The sequence below is a fragment of the Listeria grandensis FSL F6-0971 genome (genome assembly GCF_000525835.1).
In the GTDB taxonomy this organism is placed as follows: domain Bacteria; phylum Bacillota; class Bacilli; order Lactobacillales; family Listeriaceae; genus Listeria_A; species Listeria_A grandensis.
In genome coordinates, this window is sequence record NZ_AODD01000002.1 from 39,209 (window position 1) to 54,572 (window position 15,364).

15 protein-coding genes and 1 pseudogene are annotated in these 15,364 nt (G+C 43.2%); 13 read left to right on the forward strand and 3 right to left on the reverse strand.

What is annotated here, in order from left to right:
* Positions 1-57 precede the first annotated feature (57 nt).
* Together PGRAN_RS00755 and PGRAN_RS00760 are read left to right on the forward strand one after the other, a co-directional pair.
* On the forward strand, positions 58-948 hold the full coding sequence (locus tag PGRAN_RS00755) for a 2-dehydropantoate 2-reductase (protein ID WP_036064230.1): 891 nt from the start codon (positions 58-60) through the stop codon (positions 946-948).
* Positions 945-1,328, forward strand: a complete 384-nt coding sequence (locus PGRAN_RS00760) for a DUF3397 domain-containing protein (RefSeq protein WP_036064233.1) — start codon at positions 945-947, stop codon at positions 1,326-1,328. The genes PGRAN_RS00755 and PGRAN_RS00760 overlap by 4 nt, the downstream gene beginning before the upstream one ends.
* Before the next feature lie 327 nt (positions 1,329-1,655).
* Here PGRAN_RS00760 and PGRAN_RS17550 read toward each other — a convergent pair.
* Positions 1,656-1,778 (reverse strand): annotated as a pseudogene (locus tag PGRAN_RS17550) (ankyrin repeat domain-containing protein); the annotation flags it as partial.
* Positions 1,765-2,187: an ankyrin repeat domain-containing protein gene (locus PGRAN_RS17080; protein ID WP_051998364.1), complete on the reverse strand. Its 423-nt coding sequence runs from the start codon at positions 2,185-2,187 to the stop codon at positions 1,765-1,767. The pseudogene PGRAN_RS17550 and the gene PGRAN_RS17080, both read right to left, overlap by 14 nt.
* Positions 2,188-2,441: 254 nt before the next feature.
* Between PGRAN_RS17080 and mraZ the strand changes: the two genes are divergently transcribed.
* The 5 genes from mraZ (at position 2,442) to PGRAN_RS00790 (ending at position 8,173) form a co-directional block, all read left to right on the forward strand.
* Positions 2,442-2,873 (forward strand): division/cell wall cluster transcriptional repressor MraZ, encoded by a 432-nt coding sequence (gene mraZ, locus PGRAN_RS00770; protein WP_036064235.1) that lies wholly within the window; start codon positions 2,442-2,444, stop codon positions 2,871-2,873.
* A 19-nt stretch (positions 2,874-2,892) separates the two neighbouring features.
* Positions 2,893-3,846: a 16S rRNA (cytosine(1402)-N(4))-methyltransferase RsmH gene (gene rsmH, locus PGRAN_RS00775; RefSeq protein WP_036064236.1), complete on the forward strand. Its 954-nt coding sequence runs from the start codon at positions 2,893-2,895 to the stop codon at positions 3,844-3,846.
* Positions 3,839-4,210, forward strand: a complete 372-nt coding sequence (gene ftsL / locus PGRAN_RS00780) for a cell division protein FtsL (protein ID WP_036064237.1) — start codon at positions 3,839-3,841, stop codon at positions 4,208-4,210. Before rsmH ends, ftsL begins: the two co-directional genes overlap by 8 nt.
* Entirely contained in the window at positions 4,207-6,453 is a 2,247-nt protein-coding gene (locus tag PGRAN_RS00785; RefSeq protein ID WP_036064239.1) for a penicillin-binding protein, read from the forward strand. The genes ftsL and PGRAN_RS00785 overlap by 4 nt, the downstream gene beginning before the upstream one ends.
* A 232-nt stretch (positions 6,454-6,685) precedes the next feature.
* On the forward strand, positions 6,686-8,173 hold the full coding sequence (locus tag PGRAN_RS00790; protein ID WP_036064240.1) for a UDP-N-acetylmuramoyl-L-alanyl-D-glutamate--2,6-diaminopimelate ligase: 1,488 nt from the start codon (positions 6,686-6,688) through the stop codon (positions 8,171-8,173).
* Here PGRAN_RS00790 and PGRAN_RS17665 read toward each other — a convergent pair.
* Positions 8,151-8,309: a hypothetical protein gene (locus tag PGRAN_RS17665; RefSeq protein ID WP_420911960.1), complete on the reverse strand. Its 159-nt coding sequence runs from the start codon at positions 8,307-8,309 to the stop codon at positions 8,151-8,153. The two genes, PGRAN_RS00790 and PGRAN_RS17665, sit on opposite strands and share 23 nt — an antisense overlap.
* Here PGRAN_RS17665 and mraY point away from each other — a divergent pair.
* From mraY to ftsZ, 6 genes are all read left to right on the forward strand, one after another.
* On the forward strand, positions 8,236-9,213 hold the full coding sequence (gene mraY, locus PGRAN_RS00795; protein WP_036064244.1) for a phospho-N-acetylmuramoyl-pentapeptide-transferase: 978 nt from the start codon (positions 8,236-8,238) through the stop codon (positions 9,211-9,213). The two genes, PGRAN_RS17665 and mraY, sit on opposite strands and share 74 nt — an antisense overlap.
* Positions 9,214-9,246: 33 nt before the next feature.
* On the forward strand, positions 9,247-10,614 hold the full coding sequence (murD, locus tag PGRAN_RS00800; protein WP_036064247.1) for a UDP-N-acetylmuramoyl-L-alanine--D-glutamate ligase: 1,368 nt from the start codon (positions 9,247-9,249) through the stop codon (positions 10,612-10,614).
* Positions 10,611-11,705 (forward strand): undecaprenyldiphospho-muramoylpentapeptide beta-N-acetylglucosaminyltransferase, encoded by a 1,095-nt coding sequence (gene murG, locus PGRAN_RS00805; protein WP_036064249.1) that lies wholly within the window; start codon positions 10,611-10,613, stop codon positions 11,703-11,705. Before murD ends, murG begins: the two co-directional genes overlap by 4 nt.
* Positions 11,706-11,726: 21 nt before the next feature.
* Positions 11,727-12,512 (forward strand): cell division protein FtsQ/DivIB, encoded by a 786-nt coding sequence (locus PGRAN_RS00810; RefSeq protein WP_036064251.1) that lies wholly within the window; start codon positions 11,727-11,729, stop codon positions 12,510-12,512.
* A gap of 354 nt (positions 12,513-12,866) precedes the next feature.
* Positions 12,867-14,135 (forward strand): cell division protein FtsA, encoded by a 1,269-nt coding sequence (ftsA, locus tag PGRAN_RS00820; RefSeq protein ID WP_036064254.1) that lies wholly within the window; start codon positions 12,867-12,869, stop codon positions 14,133-14,135.
* A 47-nt stretch (positions 14,136-14,182) separates the two neighbouring features.
* On the forward strand, positions 14,183-15,364 hold the full coding sequence (gene ftsZ, locus PGRAN_RS00825; protein ID WP_036064256.1) for a cell division protein FtsZ: 1,182 nt from the start codon (positions 14,183-14,185) through the stop codon (positions 15,362-15,364).

Below are 15,364 nucleotides of genomic sequence, written 5' to 3' on the forward strand. Positions count from 1 at the left end.
CAAAATACACGAGGATTTGCTAAAATAGAGCCAAGGTGTTTAAAAGGAGTGAGTAGCTTGACTTATCGGGTGGGCATTATTGGCGCAGGAGCATTAGGACTTTTATATGCTGGGATGTTGCGAGCGGATGTGACGCTTTATACGCACTCCGAACGTCAAGCGGTCGCAATTAACGAAAATAATGGTATAGCAGTGAGGTTAACTGGAACAGAAAAAGAAGCGGCTATCCGTGGCGTGCGGATCGAAAAAGCCGATTTTTTGGAAATGGATCTCGTTATTGTAACGGTGAAGTCTTATCAACTAGATTCGCTCGAAAAGCAATGGGGCGAAATTCCTTTGGAGACGCCGCTTTTATTTTTGCAAAATGGAATTGGGCATTTGGAATTGTTGGCGAATTTGCCACAGGAGACGATTTTGGTGGGATCTTGTGAGCATGGCGTCGGGAAAATCGATGATAGGGTGGCGGAATGGCGTGGTATGGGTCGAACGAATTGGGCGCTTTATCGGGGACGTGCTAACGAGGCTTTATATGGCATATTTGATGCGAACCCAGACTTTCTTTTTTTGGAGCAGGTAGATTATCGTGAAATGTTGTATAATAAATTATTGGTTAATGCGGTGATTAATCCGTTGACTGCTGTTCTTGGTGTGTCAAATGGTGCATTGTTACATAATGAATATATGTTGGAACTATTGAAGCGATTGACGGAAGAAGTGGCGACCGTTTTAGCGCGCGAGGAGGCATTTCAGAAGGTATCTGGAATATGCGAGGCGACGGCGCTGAACTTTTCTTCAATGGCAACGGACGTCAAGGAGAAGCGGCGGACGGAGATTGAGAGTATAACTGGAGCGGTAGTCAAGCTTGCGAAAAGGCAGGGCAAACCCGCTCCAATTTCAGAGACATTATACGGCCTATTGAAGGGGCTAGAGGGAGAGTATTTACAGTGAATTGGTTAACGAATGTGACGGCGCTTGTTATTATCGCCCCAGTACTTATATTTACGTTGACGTTTATGGTGACGCAGTATATGACGAAACGAACACCCAAAGCGATCAAACGGAGCGCGGATGTGACAACTTTTTTCCTGATTTTAGCGGTGCATTTCTTCATGATTGTGCTGTTTGATCAGTCCTTTTTGCTCTATATTTTGTTGTTTTTATTTTTGGTAGGCATTGTTTTTGTGGCGATGTATGCGAAGTCGCAAGGCGATATTAATTTCCGCAAAGTGATTCGTGGTTATTGGCGAATTTGTTTTTTTGCTTTCGCGATTTTATACTTGCTATTATTCGTCATTGGGTTGGCAAAAAGTATTGTGCTTGTTTTTTGAAATAGTCTGAGATCTTCTATTCTGACAACATGTGGATGGCAATTGACGACAGTATGAGCAAACATAACCAAAAGAAGAGGCGTGGCCGAGTATGAGGAACCGGTGTATGCCTCTTCTTTTTGAATTATTTAGCGCCGTGTGCTTGGAGCATGTCCGCTATGGCGTGATCGTTTTGTTCCTTGGCGTGTTGGAGTGGCGTTACGCCGTTTGCATCAGCAATATTTGGGTTAGCGCCATTTTCGAGTAGGCCTGCACGATTTGTTGTTGCGTTTTATTGCCGTTAGACAAGACGATGGCTTCTAAAAGTGCTGTCCAGCCTGGATTGTTTACGTGATTGACATCGATTTCGGTCTCGGCTAGGAGCAGACGAACATTCGCTAAATGGCCTTTTTCAGCGGCAGGGATCAGGGCGGTCCCTCCGAATCGATTGGTTAATTTAATCGGGGTGATGGGAAAGCATGTGCCTTAAGATCTCTGTGCGTCCTTCTGCGCCAGCGTATAAAAAGGGGCTATCTTGCATATGATCCTGTAAATTGACGTCGGCATCATACTTTAGGAAAAGTTGTGCCATCTGAATATCGTTTTCGTGTGTCGCGATGAGCAACCCGCTTTCTCCTTTACTGTTCACCGCATCAACCTGTGCCCCTTGGTCAAGAAGCGACCTGATTTGTTCGAGATCTTTTGCTTTAATAGCTCTGAGTAAAGAGGCGTTCAAATTCGCTGTGCTTTTCTTGGGCATGATTTTCTCCTCCGTTTCCTGTTTTGGTATATTTTCTGATTCTCTTGATTTGGATTTGTTGGAACAGGCTATAAGTGTAATGATTGCAATCGTGTCTAAAAATAGAAATAATTGGCGCATAATCTGAAACCTCCTTTATATGACTAGTATGCCATATGAAAATAAACCAGACATTAACTGGATATTAAATGTTTAGTGGGAAATGTCCCCACTCCTGCTCCACTTCTGTGGAATAAGAAAAAATCGCTCTATATCAGCGCTTAGTAATCTTGTTTTTAGGACAAGGTTTTATTTTTTTGCACTTTTTTTCAGTTTTTGGTGGTACGAAGTGGGGAGTTGTGGTAAAGTTGTTAATAAGAAAGTGGGGATGGACTATGTTCATGGGCGAATATCAACATAACATTGATATAAAGGGCCGTTTAATCGTGCCATCTAAATTCCGTGAACAATTAGGGGATCAATTTGTCATTACCCGAGGGCTTGATAAATGTCTCTTTGCTTATCCGCTTGATGAGTGGACGAAAGTGGAAGAGAAGATCCAGAAACTCCCGCTGACTAAAAAAGATGCTCGTTCTTTTACCCGTTTTTTCTTTTCTGGGGCTTCGGAATGTGAGCTTGATAAGCAGGGTCGGATGAATATTCCGTCCAACTTAACAAGCTATGCGGAACTCGAGAAAGAGACGGTGATTGTCGGGGTCGCAAGTCGTATTGAAATTTGGAGCAAGTCAGAATGGGATAAATTCTTCGATGACGCACAGGAATCATTCGCAGACATTGCCGAAAATATGATTGGCTTTGATATTTAAAAGAGGAGGGCATACTCGGATGTTTGAACATGAGACAGTATTGTTAAAAGAGACGGTAGACAGCTTGAACATAAAGCCAGATGGTGTGTATGTCGACTGTACGCTCGGTGGGGCAGGACATAGTGCTTACTTATTGAGCCAACTTTCGGAGTCGGGGCATTTATTTGCGTTTGATCAAGATAGCAAGGCGCTTGCCCACGCGAAAGAACGTTTAAGTGAGTACACCGGACAAGTGACGTTTATCAAAAGCAACTTTAGATATATAAAGGAAGCATTACTAGAAGTTGGGATTACCAAAGTGGATGGAATTTTGTATGATTTAGGTGTTTCGTCACCGCAACTAGATGAACGGGAACGTGGATTTAGTTATCATCAAGATGCACCGCTAGATATGCGAATGGATCAGGATGCCGAGCTTACGGCACGCGATGTCGTGAATGATTGGCGTTATGAGGATCTTGTGCGCATTTTTTTCCGGTATGGCGAGGAGAAGTTTTCGAAGCAAGTGGCACGTGAGATTGAACGGAGACGTGAAGTGGCACCGATTGAGACGACGGGGGAACTCGTGGATGCGATCAAAGCCGCGATTCCAGCGCCAGCAAGGCGAAAAGGGGGGCACCCAGCGAAGCGGGTTTTCCAAGCGATTCGGATTGCAGTGAACGACGAACTAGGTGCAGTAGAAGATTCGCTGAAAGAAGCGCTTGAACTACTGAAACCAGGTGGACGAATCAGCGTGATTACGTTCCATTCTTTAGAAGATCGAATGACGAAGCAAATTTTTGCAGAACAAGCGAAGGGGCCGGAGCTGCCACCAGGGTTACCGATTATTCCAGATGAATATAAGCCAAAAATGAAGCTAATAACAAGAAAACCTATTCTCCCATCTGAGGAAGAACTAACGGAAAACAATCGTGCGAGATCAGCAAAGCTAGAGTGGTGGAACGAAATAGTTAGGAGTGATGTAAATGAGTAATAATGTAGCTTACAAAACGAATGCGGAACCAAAACGTGTACATAGAGAAGTACCGCAGCCGCAACCTAGGAAGCAAATATTAAAACGTGGTAAAATAACGCTTGGTGAGAAAATGATCGCCTCCATTTTCATTGTTGTGATTGCGGTTTTTGCATTTAAAATCATCAGCGTGCAGGCGCAAATATATGATGTGAACCAAAGTATTCAAGAAAAACAAACGGATGTGGATAAACAAGTGAAAGCGAACGAAGATTTGTCGGCGGAAGTGGCAGATCTTAGCCGTTACGAACGTGTGTGGCAAAAAGCGAAAGAGCTTGGTTTGAAACTCGATCCAGATAATGTGAAAGTAGTGGAAGGCAAATGAAGAAACGAGTAGGAAACATGCGAAGGGGCGCCTTGGTTCTTTTCATCATCTTTGGCGTTATTTTTCTGTCAGTTATCGGACGCTTCTTTTACATGCAAGTCGTTGGCGATGTTAACGGCGTTCCTCTTGCTGCGAAGGCGGCAAAACAGCATTTACGAAGCAGTGTCATGGAAGCAAATCGCGGCTCTATTTTGGACCAAAAGGGCGAAGTGATTGCAAAGGACACTGCTTCTTATACGTTGGCGGCTGTGCTTGATCCAAAGCAAACCGTCGATCCGAAAAACCCGCATCATGTGGTTGAAAAAGAGAAAACTGCGGCACTTTTAGCGAAATATTTACCGTTAAAAGAAGCGGATATTTTGAAAAAGCTCGAAAAGAAAAAGGTATTCCAAGTTGAATTTGGGAAGGCTGGCAAGAACTTGTCGGCCGAAGTGAAGGATAAGATTGAGGCTTCCAAACTGCCAGGGCTTGTCTTTACAAAGCAAGCAGAGCGATTTTATCCGAATGGTGTCTTTGCCTCGCATCTTGTTGGTTATGCCCAGCAGGAGACTGGAAAGGATGGTATGTCGAAATTAATCGGTAAAATGGGAATTGAGAAGGCGTACAATAGCATTTTAACTGGTAAAAATGGATCGATTAATTATGATGCAGATAAATATGGTTATATTTTGCCGAACACGAAAAGTAGTGTGAAGGAAGCGCAAGATGGTCAGAATATTTATTTGACGCTGGATAAGAAAATCCAAACATTTTTAGAGGATACGCTCAATACGGTGGATGCGAAGTATAATCCCAAAAATATGATGGCGGTTGTGATGAACCCGAAAACGGGTGAGATTTTGGCTATGAGTCAGCGCGATACGTTTAATCCAACGACGAAGGAAGGTTTGACGAAAGAGTGGGCGAACTTACCGGTGGAAACAACGTATGAGCCTGGTTCGGTTATGAAAGTATTCTCGCTTGCATCGGCTATCGATCTCGGTGTTTATAACCCAAATGCATACTATCAATCTGGAACATACAATGTTGGTAAGATTCCAATACATGACCATAATGCTGGTGTTGGCTGGGGATCAATTACGTATCGTGAAGGTGTGGAACGCTCCAGTAACGTAGCGTTTGCAAAAATGCTTGCTGGTATGGGCCCTGATAAATTCAAAACCTATTTGCAAAATTTTGGATTTGGTCAAAAAACGGGTATCGACCTTCCGAATGAAGCGCAAGGCAAGATCCTTTTTGATCAAAAAATTGAGCAGGTAACAACGGTATTTGGCCAAGGGACAACGGTTTCTATGATGCAAATGCTTCAAGGTGCGACGGCAATCGCGAGTGATGGAACGATGAAGCAACCATACGTTGTCTCAAAAATTGTCGATCCGAATACGGGTAAAACAACGAAGACGAAGCCGAAAGTGACGGGTAGCCCGATCAGTGCAGCAACAGCGAAGCAAACGCGTGAGGAATTACGAAATGTTATTAAAGGTAAAGTTGGTACGGGGAAACTGTACGCGATTGACGGTTATGATATCGCTGGTAAAACCGGAACGTCCCAAATCCCCAATCCAAATGGTGGGGGTTATATGACAGGGGATAATAACTATATATTCTCCTTCATGGGCATGGCACCAGCAAAAGATCCAGAGCTTGTCATGTATGTGACGATGTTGCAACCGCAATTGCCAACAGGTGTGACAGGCGGCAAGGCGGTATCTGAAATTTTTAACCCGGTAATGAAGAACAGTTTGCAATACTTGAATATCAAGTCGGCGGATACAGATAAACTAAAAACGGTCGAAGTTCCGACGATGGCAGGTAAGACGCCGGAAGCGGCTAAGAAAGAACTGGAAGCGAAGAAGTTGGTTCCTGTCGTGATTGGTAATGGTAAGAAAATTGTGCAGCAATTACCGCAAGTTGGTGAGAAGATTTTAGAAGGGCAGCGTGTTATTTTGATGACAGAAGGTGACATGACGATTCCTGATATGAAGGATTGGGCGAAGAATGATGTGCTCAAAGTCTCCGAAATAACGGGAGTTCCTTTTAAAGTGACCGGAAATGGGTATGTGCTTAAGCAGAGCCTATCTGCGGGATCCGTGCTGAATGATAAATCCAATGTGATAATTGAGCTTGCGACACCGGATAAAATTCCGAATTTCAACAAAGTGCCTGTGGTGACGAAGGATAAAGACGATTCGACGGACACATCGGTGGAAGAAGCGGCAGGGCTAAACGCCTTATTAAATTAATATACGTGAGGAGTAGGCGCCAAACTTCGTGACAGGCAAACGCGAGGCGCCTACTTTCTTTTCATCACATTGGAAACATTGTTAAAAGACTAGTATTCCCACGTTGTTTTTGCTAATATAGAGGAGAAGATTTGTCATCGTTACGCGCGGCTGATATGCTTCCCCGCTTTTTAAAGGGATGTGATATCGTTTTTTGGCGTTAGGGCGATCGGGATGGAAGGGAAGTTTCAAAATGGAATTAAAGAAGCTGATACAGGCAATTCCTTATAATCGAATCATGCAGGCGAAGGAAGATGTGCTACATATAGAAATTAATGCGGTGGAACAGGATAGCGGGCAAGTGCGGGATGGAACGCTATTTGTTTGTATTGACGGGGAAGTCGTTGATGGCCATGATTACGCGAAAATCGCGCAGGAACAAGGCGCGGTGGCGATTGTTGCGGAACGGGTGCTGGCGGATGTGACGCTACCGATTATCTTGGTACAGGACGGGAAACGGGCGATGGCGATGCTTGCTGCGGCGTTTTATGAAAATCCGACAGCTGAAATGGCTTTGATTGGTATTACAGGAACAAACGGTAAAACGACAGTGAGTCACCTCATCGAGTTCATTCTCGCAGATCATGCGGTGACAACGGGTCTGATTGGCACGATGTATCGCAAAATTGGTGCTGAGATTTTGGAGACTAAAAACACGACACCGGATAGTTTAACGCTACAAAAGACATTCCGGCAAATGCGGCATGCCAAAGTGACGACGGCAATCATGGAAGTATCTTCCCACGCATTGGTGCAAGGCCGCGTTTATGGATCAGAGTATGACATAGCTGTATTTACGAATTTGTCGCAGGATCATCTCGATTACCACAAAACGATGGAAGAGTATGCACACGCGAAGAGCTTGCTATTTGCACAGCTTGGTAACGGTTATGGTGGTGTGGCTAAAACGGCCGTTATGAATGCCGATGATGCGTATGCGCGATTCATGACGGAGGCAACTGGTGTGAGTTTATTGTCGTATGGCATCGAGAATGAAGCGACATTTCAAGCAAGGAACATCAGGATTAGTAGCAAAGGCACTGCGTTTGATCTCCATTTTCAGGATGAGGTTTTCCATACCGAATTGAAATTAAGCGGCAAGTTCAATGTATACAATGCGCTAGCAGCGATCGCAACGGTCTACGCGGCGAAAGAAGGACCAAGCACACTGCCAGAAATTATCGCATCATTGGAAAAGGTACCAGGTGTCGCGGGGCGTTTTGAGCTCGTAGATGCAGGCCAACAATTTCCGGTCATTGTAGACTACGCGCATACGCCAGATGGACTCGAGAATGTTTTGAAAACCGTGGGCGAGTTTGCAACAGGACGGATTTTTGTTGTTGTTGGTTGTGGCGGTGATCGTGATAAAGGAAAAAGGCCACAGATGGCGCAGATTGCCGTGAAGTATGCTACAGATCCTATTTTTACATCGGATAATCCGCGAACAGAAGCACCAATGCAGATCATTGAAGATATGTTGGCGGGCGTGCCCAATGCGACTTATACAGTGAAGGAACAACGACATGACGCGATTCGGTTTGCCGTAAATCAAGCAAAGGCGGAAGATGTCATTTTGATCGCTGGAAAAGGGCATGAAACGTACCAAATCATTGGCGATGTCGTCCATGATTTTGATGATCGCACCGAAGCGCGAGACGCTATTTTGGCGAAGATACTATAAAAACTAATATTGCACAGAACAGATTTACGTTGTTCGTGATAAAAAGATAGGAGCGAAAAAGCGTGTCATTATATTGGATATTTACAACATTTGCGATGGCGTTCATTATTACTGTAATCGGGGTGCCACTATTCATTCCGTTTTTACAAAAATTGAAGTTTGGTCAGAGTATTCGTGAAGAAGGACCACAAAGCCATCAAAAAAAATCAGGAACGCCGACGATGGGAGGACTTGTCTTTTTACTAGCTATGATTGTGAGTTTTGTCGTCATGGTACTGATCGGTGGCTGGTTTGGAAGCGAGGCATTGCTACTCCTTATCCCGCTCGTTTTATTTGGTGCACTAGGCTTTTTAGACGATTACATCAAAGTGGTTAAAAAACAAAATTTAGGATTAAAATCCAAACAAAAATTTATCGGACAAGTCGTTATTTCGGTCTTGTTCTACCTCGTATATCGTTGGGGAGGTTATCCAGATACGCTCACGATTCCATTTACATCTATAGAAGTGAACCTTGGTTGGTTCTTCCTTATCTTTGTGATTTTCTGGATGGTCGGATTTTCCAACGCTGTTAACTTGACGGATGGTTTAGATGGTCTTGTTTCTGGACTGTCTGTGATTGCATTTGGCACGTTTGGAATCATTGCGATTTACCAAGAGCAAAACGTCGTGGCGATGTTCTGCTTAGCCATTGTCGGCGCCATGCTTGGGTTCCTTCTTTTTAACAAAAATCCTGCGAAAATTTTTATGGGAGATACCGGATCACTCGCGCTAGGTGCTGGGATTGCGGCAATCTCGATTCTGTTGAAACAAGAATGGATGTTGCTTTTAATCGGCCTTGTTTTTGTCATTGAAACGTCATCGGTTATTATCCAAGTATTCTATTTTAAAGTAACAAACGGAAAACGACTATTCAAAATGAGTCCAATCCACCATCACTTTGAGCATGCCGATATCGGCTGGTCTGAGTGGCGTATTGTTTTCACTTTTTGGGGGACTGGCCTTGTATGTGCTATCATTGCCCTGTTCGTTATCCTTTAAAAAATGGTAGAGAGTTAAACTGGAGGAGTAGAAATGAAAAACATTATTCAATATAAGCATCGCAAAGTACTTGTATTGGGCTTGGCGAGAAGTGGCGTCAGTGCGGCGTCATTACTGCATAAACTCGGCGCCTTTGTGACGGTCAACGATCAACAGCCGTTTAGTGAAAATCCAGAGGCGCAAGGTCTGCTAGAACAAGGCATTAAAGTTATCTGTGGTTCACATCCCGTAGAGCTTTTGGATGAAGGATTCGAGCTGGTTGTGAAAAATCCGGGCATCCCGTATGAAAATCCAATGATTAAAAAAGCGCAAGATTTGATGATCCCGATTATAACGGAAGTCGAACTGGCTTACCAAATATCAGACGCGCCGATCATTGGTATTACAGGTACAAACGGAAAAACAACGACCACGACGATCATACATCACATGTTAAACGAAATGTCGCCTAACAAATCATTACTTGCCGGGAATATTGGTTTTCCGGGTTCAGAAGTTGCCGAAAAAGCGACGACAGACCAATATATTGCGATGGAACTTTCGTCATTCCAACTCATGGGGATTCGTACGTTTTGTCCGAAAATCGCAGTGATTACGAATATTTACGAGGCGCATCTCGATTACCATAAGACGCGTGATGAATATGTGAAGGCAAAATGGCGTATCCAAGAAAACCAGACGAAAAATGAATTTTTAGTCGTCAATTGGGATCAAGATGAACTGCGTAACATGACGAAGCGTACAAAAGCAAAAGTCATTCCATTTTCACCAACACAAAAACTAGCAGAAGGCGCCTACGTCAAAGATGGCAATATCATGTTTTATGATGAAGTTATTGGAAACCGCGATGATATTTTGCTTCCAGGAGAACATAACCTCGAAAATATTTTAGCTTCGATTGCAGTCGCAAAAATTTGTGACGTCAGCAATGAGCAAATTATGCATATTCTAGAAACATTCAAAGGCGTGGAACATCGGACACAGTTTGTAAAAGAGCTGAACGGTCGTAAATTTTACAACGATTCTAAAGCGACGAACATTTTAGCGACACAAAGTGCGCTCAGCGGTTTCAATAAGCCAGTCGTTTTGCTTGCGGGCGGGCTTGATCGTGGCACCCAATTCGATGAACTAAAACCATTTTTTAAAAATGTAAAAACATTGATCGTATTTGGAGAAACTGCCGAAAAAATAGGCCGTGTTGGGAAAGAGGCTGGTGTTGATGTGCACAGAGTCCATGATGTCACAGCTGCAGTGCCACTTGCCTATCAATTATCGAACCCAGGCGATATTATTTTATTATCACCGGCATGTGCAAGCTGGGATCAGTACCGAACGTTTGAAGTTCGTGGTCGCGCCTTTATGGATGCCATCGAAGAATTACCAGATGAGGTGGAAAAATGAAATTTGTAATAAGCGGCGGTGGCACGGGTGGACATATTTATCCAGCTCTTGCGCTAATCCGAGCTATAAAAAAAAGAGACCCTGAAGCAGAATTTTTGTACATTGGAACGGAAAAAGGACTAGAGTCCACGATCGTTAGGCGTGAGGGGATTCGTTTCGAAGCTATTGATATTACCGGTTTTAAACGCTCCCTCTCGCTTGAAAATGTCAAAACGATTACCCGCTTTTTTAAAGGTGTTACAAGAAGTAAAACGTTGATTCGAGACTTTGCGCCTGACGCGGTTATTGGCACGGGTGGATACGTATGTGGACCGGTTGTCTATGCGGCAGCAAAATTGAAAATCCCGACATTGATTCACGAACAAAATAGTGTCGCTGGATTGACTAATAAATTTTTAAGCAGGTACGCAGACCGTGTCGCGATTTGTTTTGAAGAAGTAAGCGACTCATTCGCTGCTGAAAAAGTTGTTTTCACCGGTAACCCGCGCGCGTCCGAAGTTGTTGGCATCGAATCAGGGGATGTTTTGACGGAATACGGTTTAGAAATGGGCAAACCAACCGTACTCGTTTTTGGAGGAAGTCGTGGTGCTAGGGGTATTAACGAGGCAATCGAAGCCAATTTAGCAAAAATCGGCAAGCGTTCTTATCAACTGTTGTATGTGACAGGTGATGTTCATTTTGACAAGATCAAAGAGAAGCTAGCCAATATGGAGCTAAGTCATAACATTAGCATTCAACCATTCATCTACGACATGCCAAAAGTACTTAACGTAAGCACGTTAGTCGTATCAAGAGCAGGCGCTACATCACTTGCAGAACTGACAGCGCTAGGTGTTCCGAGCATCTTAATCCCAAGCCCATATGTGACAGCAAATCATCAGGAAAAAAACGCAGAATCGTTAGCGAAAAAAGCAGCAGCCTCCGTATTAACGGAAGCAGATCTAACGCCTCAGCGCTTGCTAGATGAGATTGATAACATCATGGGTAGCCCAGAAAAGCTCGCAAAAATGCAATATGAAGCGAAACAACTAGGCGTTCCGGATGCAGCAGATCAGCTCGTCGATGCCATTTACGAAATCATAAACAACTAACAAAGATGAGGAGGACAAACCGTGGCGAATAAAAAAATTGTTTCCATCGAAAGCAGAATTCCTGAACTAAAAAAATATCGCAAAAAGAAACTGATTCGCCATATGTCGATCCTGATAAGCGCTTTCGTTCTTCTCATTTTGATTACGCTCTATTTTTTGTCACCGCTGAGTAAGGTTGCGCGCATCTATGTCGATGGCAATCACCAAGTGGACGAAAAAACAATTTTAGCAGAAGGAAATCTAGATCTCGACGAATTTATTTTTGCACTAAATAAGTCCAAAAGTGCGTCGAAATTGGAAGAAAATCCGTTGATCAAAAAGGCGACGATAGAGCTTCAGGGATTTAACACTCTACGCGTCCATATTACAGAGAACCAAACGGTAGGCTACCAAGAAAAAGAGGGGCAATACTTTGACATTTTAGAAACAGGTAAACTGCTTACAACCCAGCCTAAGCAATTTCCGATTGGCAATAGCCCGATATTTAGCAATTTTAAAAACGGAACCGCACTAAAGGATATGGTTTCGCAATTAAACAAGCTTCCAGAAGGCGTGAGGCTCTCCATTTCGGAGATCCATTTTGCACCAACCAAAAGTGATGATGAGCACATTCGTCTCTATATGAACGATGGCAATGAGGTATCTGCAACAATTGCAACCTTCGCTGAAAAAATGGCGCATTATCCGTCCATCGTCGCGCAATTAAAAGCGGATCAAAAAGGAATTATTGATCTAGAAATAGGATCTTACTTCCGAACATATTTAAAAGATAAAGAAGAAAAAGCCGCCTTGGATAAGAAAAAATGACATGGAGCGACAAACTAAAAAGCTAAAAAGATGTGTGTTTTACTACATAAAAAAAATTTTGTATGAGAATGCACGTTCCTTTTTTAGAGCTGAATTAAAAAAAAAAGCTAAAAAGTTGCTGAAAAACGTCCTTTGTGCTTTTATTACTATCTTTCTTGGTGTAGACTATAGATATGCGTTGTAAAAAAAAAACGGAATTATTTTGGACAATCATCATGTTTGCTAGAAAGGGAAATCTTAATCAGCAAACACCAACATTAAAAATAAACTTATGAATAAAACACTTACTACTAACATTCTTGCGAGTAGACAAATATAATGAGAAATAACTTTAAATGAAGGAGGTGCCGATAAATGGGAGAAAACGAAATTTACGTGAGCTTAGATATTGGAACATCATCTGTGAAAGTGATTATTGCTGAAATGGCAAACGACAGACTCAATATTATCGGTGTGGGCAACGTGGCATCCCAAGGTGTCAAAAAAGGCGTGGTCATTGATATTGATAAAACAGTAGATTCCATAAAAAAAGCAATTGAGCAAGCAGAGCGCATGGTAGGCGTGCATATTTCACAAGTGATTGTGGGTATCGTATCCAGCCAAGTGCGACTTGACCCATGTCGTGGTATTGTTGCAATTAGTAGTGAAAACCGTGAAATAACAGATGAAGATGTGTGGAATGTTATGGACGCAGCGCAAGTTGTTCCGCTATCCCCAGACAGAGAGATCATTAATATCATTCCAGATCAATATATTGTGGATGGACTAGAAGGTGTGACCGATCCTAGAGGCATGATTGGTGTGCGTTTAGAAGTCGAAGGGACACTTATTACTGGCTCAAAAACCATCTTACATAATACGCTACGTTGCGTAGAGCGCGCTGGTTTAGAAATTACGGATATTGTTTTACAGCCCCTTGCAGAGGGAGCAATTTCCTTGTCAGCAGATGACAAAGATTTCGGCACGGCACTTGTCAATATTGGTGCTGGAACAACGACAATAAGTGTCTTTGAACAAGGCAAGTTAACGTATACAACGGTATTACCAGTCGGTGGGGATCACGTGACAAAAGATCTGTCACTTGGCTTAAATACATCGACAACAAATGCTGAAAAAGTGAAGTTAGAACAAGGATATGCTTTTTATGACGATGCATCTGCGGATATTGCATTTGGTATCGATGTCATTGGTAGTGATCAACAGCAGCATTTCACACAGCTAGAGGTCGCAGATATCGTCGAAGCTCGGATGGAAGAAATTTTCTCATTGACGATGGAAGAGTTGGCGCGTGTTGGGAAAAATCACCTACCAGGTGGTTATGTGCTAACAGGTGGCTCAATGGCAATTCCAGGTGCGATTGATCTGGCGGGAAAAATATTTCAATCGCATGTCAGGCTAGCAATCCCAGATTATATCGGTGTTCGTGAACCGAGTTTCACAACGGCCGTTGGATTGATAAAATACGCCTATCAAATGGCTGAAAAAGAAGGTCGGAGCGTGAGTTCTGCGCCAGCTGAAACAATGGAACAAGAAGCGCACACACCAAAACAAAAACCAAAGAAAACAGAAGAAGAGAAAGTTTCTACTAAAATGAAGAATTTCTTCGGTGCATTTTTCGATTAAAAAAGTACGTGTTTTTCGTTAAAAAGGTGAAATTAGGAGGCAATAATATGTTAGATTTTGACACAAGCTCAGAAAGCTTAGCAACAATTAAAGTAATAGGTGTCGGTGGTGGCGGGAATAATGCTGTCAACCGTATGATCGAACATGGCGTCCAAGGTGTCGATTTTGTCGCAGCCAATACGGATGCACAAGCTTTAAATCTATCCAAGGCAGAGGTTCATTTGCAACTAGGCACGAAATTAACGCGTGGACTAGGCGCCGGCGCTGTTCCTGAAATCGGTAAAAAAGCTGCAGAAGAAAGTCGTGAAATGATTGAAGAAGCATTAAATGGAGCCGATATGGTCTTTGTAACAGCTGGTATGGGCGGTGGTACTGGAACTGGTGCAGCACCTGTCATTGCGACGATTGCTAAAGAGATGGGTGCTTTAACGGTAGGCGTGGTCACGCGCCCATTCGGTTTTGAAGGGCCGAAACGTACGAAGCAAGCGGCAATTGGTACAGAAGCAATGAAAGAAGCAGTGGACACATTAATCGTCATTCCAAATGACCGTTTGTTACAAATTGTCGACAAAAATACACCGATGTTAGAAGCGTTCCGTGAAGCGGATAATGTTTTACGTCAAGGTGTACAGGGTATATCTGATTTAATTGCTGTTCCAGGATTAATCAACCTCGATTTTGCCGATGTGAAAACAATTATGACAAATCGTGGTTCTGCTTTGATGGGAATTGGGATTGGAACGGGTGAAAATCGTGCAGCTGATGCAGCTAAAAAAGCGATTTCTTCACCACTTCTGGAAACGTCTATTGATGGCGCGAAAGGCGTCTTGATGAACATTACAGGTGGTTCTAACCTTAGCCTTTATGAAGTTCAAGAAGCAGCTGAAATCGTGTCTTCTGCATCTGATGAAGACGTGAATATGATTTTTGGTTCCGTTATTAATGACGATTTGCAGGAAGAATTGATTGTTACGGTAATTGCCACTGGTTTTGACGAAGTTGCTCAAGCTAAGGCACAAGCGCAATCGCAAGCACAGGCACAAAATAAACCCAATCCATCGATTCAAGTGAACCGTCCTGGCTATGCAGTTAAAGAAGAAACTGGCGGAACACTCCCGCAACAACAGAATACACAAGAAGAACAACAAGCACCGCACGTGGAAGAACCACGTCAAAACCTCGATGTCGAAGTACCAGCGTTTATCCGCAATCGAAACCGTCGAAACTAA

Bases quoted from the DNA above. Each gene is read 5' to 3' on its own strand.
- PGRAN_RS17080 (WP_051998364.1), bottom strand. From the start codon at position 2,187: ATGCGCCAATTATTTCTATTTTTAGACACGATTGCAATCATTACACTT.
- mraZ (WP_036064235.1), top strand. From the start codon at position 2,442: ATGTTCATGGGCGAATATCAACATAACATTGATATAAAGGGCCGTTTA.
- rsmH (WP_036064236.1), top strand. From the start codon at position 2,893: ATGTTTGAACATGAGACAGTATTGTTAAAAGAGACGGTAGACAGCTTG.
- ftsL (WP_036064237.1), top strand. From the start codon at position 3,839: ATGAGTAATAATGTAGCTTACAAAACGAATGCGGAACCAAAACGTGTA.
- PGRAN_RS00785 (WP_036064239.1), top strand. From the start codon at position 4,207: ATGAAGAAACGAGTAGGAAACATGCGAAGGGGCGCCTTGGTTCTTTTC.
- PGRAN_RS00790 (WP_036064240.1), top strand. From the start codon at position 6,686: ATGGAATTAAAGAAGCTGATACAGGCAATTCCTTATAATCGAATCATG.
- PGRAN_RS17665 (WP_420911960.1), bottom strand. From the start codon at position 8,309: ATGAATAGTGGCACCCCGATTACAGTAATAATGAACGCCATCGCAAAT.
- murD (WP_036064247.1), top strand. From the start codon at position 9,247: ATGAAAAACATTATTCAATATAAGCATCGCAAAGTACTTGTATTGGGC.
- murG (WP_036064249.1), top strand. From the start codon at position 10,611: ATGAAATTTGTAATAAGCGGCGGTGGCACGGGTGGACATATTTATCCA.
- ftsA (WP_036064254.1), top strand. From the start codon at position 12,867: ATGGGAGAAAACGAAATTTACGTGAGCTTAGATATTGGAACATCATCT.
- ftsZ (WP_036064256.1), top strand. From the start codon at position 14,183: ATGTTAGATTTTGACACAAGCTCAGAAAGCTTAGCAACAATTAAAGTA.